The organism is Kitasatospora sp. A2-31, from assembly GCF_022288725.1.
Taxonomy (GTDB): Bacteria; Actinomycetota; Actinomycetes; order Streptomycetales; family Streptomycetaceae; genus Kitasatospora.
This window is the reverse complement of sequence record NZ_JAKNTA010000100.1, coordinates 1-1,970: the sequence shown is the minus strand read 5'-3', so window position 1 is coordinate 1,970 and position 1,970 is coordinate 1. Positions and strand designations below refer to the sequence as shown.

At 73.1% G+C, this 1,970-nt stretch carries 1 protein-coding gene; it reads right to left on the bottom strand.

The window, feature by feature from the left end; translation table 11 throughout:
• Positions 1 to 148: 148 nt before the first annotated feature.
• Complete coding sequence (locus tag MCM47_RS43850; RefSeq protein WP_238951737.1) at positions 149 to 1,795, bottom strand: carbamoyltransferase C-terminal domain-containing protein; 1,647 nt, start codon at positions 1,793 to 1,795, stop codon at positions 149 to 151.
• Positions 1,796 to 1,970: the final 175 nt, after the last annotated feature.

Genomic DNA, 1,970 nt, shown 5'->3' with positions numbered 1-1,970 from the left:
TAGTAGTCCAGGACGTGCAGGATCAGCGCCCGGCCGTCGGGCAGCGGGCGCAGCGGCTTCGGCAGGTCGTCGCCGTCGCTGCGCTGGCGCAGTCCGAGGCCGCCGCAGAGCAGGACCACCGTCGGGCGCCCGGGGAACGGCCGGGCGTTCACGCGGCCGCCTTGCGGATCACCAGGTCGTGCAGGACCAGCACGTCCAGGTCGGTGGAGAGGAAGCAGCGCAGGGCGTCCTCGGGCGTCTCCACGATCGGCTCCTCGTTGTCGTTGAAGGAGGTGTTGAGCAGCACCGGCACGCCGGTGAGCCGGTCGAAGGCGCCGAGCAGTTCGCACAGCCGCGGGTTGAGCTCCGGGGTGGCGGTCTGCAGCCGGGCGGAGCCGTCCACGTGGGTGACGGCGGGGATCACCGCGCGCCTCTCCGGGCGGACCTGCGGCACCAGCAGCATGTAGTGGGCCGGGACGGCGGAGGCGAAGTACTCGGTCTGCCGTTCCTCCAGGACCACGGGGGCGAACGGGCGGAACGCCTCGCGGTGCTTGACCTTGGCGTTGATCCGGTCCTTCATCGCGGGGTCGCGCGGGTCGGCGAGGATGCTGCGGTTGCCCAGGGCGCGCGGCCCGATCTCGGAGCGCCCCTGGAACCAGCCGACCACGGCGCCGTCGGCGAGCTCCCGGGCCACCGTCGCGCAGAGGTCCTCGGGGCGCTCCACGGTCAGCCGATCGGCCCGGGCGGCCACGGCCGCCTCGATCTCCTCGGCGGCGTACAGCCGGCCGAGGTAGGGCGAGAACAGCCCGGCGGCGGGGGCCCAGGGGTTGCCGCCCAGCGCGTGGTGGCCGTGCAGTGCGGCGCCGATGGCGGTGCCGTTGTCGCCGGCGGCGGGCACGATGTGCACCCGCTCGAAGGGCGTCTCCCGGAGGATCAGGTGGTTGGCGACGCTGTTGAGGGCGACCCCGCCGGCCAGGCAGAGGTCGGTGGCGCCGGTCTCCCGGTGCAGCCAGCGGGCCAGCTCGACGACGATCCGCTCGGTGTTGGCCTGGACGGCGTACGCGAAGTCGGCGCGGACCTGCTCGGCGGCCTCCGCGCCGACGGCGCGGGCGAGTTCGCCGGCGATCAGGGCGCGCACGGCCTCCTGCTGGGCGAGCGACTGGCGGAAGTCGCCGTCGGTCAGGTCGTACAGCCCGGCCAGCGCCTCGACGTAGCGCGCAGTGCCGTACGGGGCCAGGCCCATGGTCTTGCCGGGGGCGCCCATGCCGCCGACGGTGTGGAAGCCGATCTCCTTGGAGACCGCCTCGTACATCCAGCCGATGGAGTTCTCGTAGGTGTCGTCGAGCCGCTGTTCGGCGGTGGCGATCCGGCCGGTGATGCCGCGCAGCAGGGTGAGCCCCCGGGCGTCGCCGGTGTAGAAGCTGATCGTCTCGCCGTGCCGCTCGCCGTCGCGTTCGACCTCGGAGCCCCGGCCGTCCATCACCATGACCGCCGCCCGCTGGAACGGAGAGGTGTAGAAGGTGCTGGCGGCGTGCGAGAGGTGGTGGCCGATCCACTCGATCCGGTCGCGGTAACGCAGCGAGTACACCGGGTTGAGGAAGTCGTTGGCCACGATCAGGTCGACGTCCTCCGGCCCGAGGCCGGCCTCGGCGAGGACGTAGTCCGCCGCCAGGCAGCGCTGCAGGCGCGGCCCGAGGCCGAAGGCGATCTTCACCCGGGTGAGGCGTTCCTCCTCGACCGCGGCCACGATCCGGCCGTCCTCCACCAGGCAGGCGGCGAAATCGTGGTGGGACCCTCCGAGTCCGAGAATGCGCACGGGGGTTGTTCTCCTTACTAGTTCGGACACGCGGTGCGGGATCGGCGGCGCGGCCGGCGCCGGTGCTACGACGGCTCGGCGACGCCCGGCGGTATCCGCTCAGACGCGCAGCAGGGTGCAGGCCCAGTGCATGCCGTTGCCGGTGCTGGTGAGGGCCACCGGCTCGCCCGCGGGG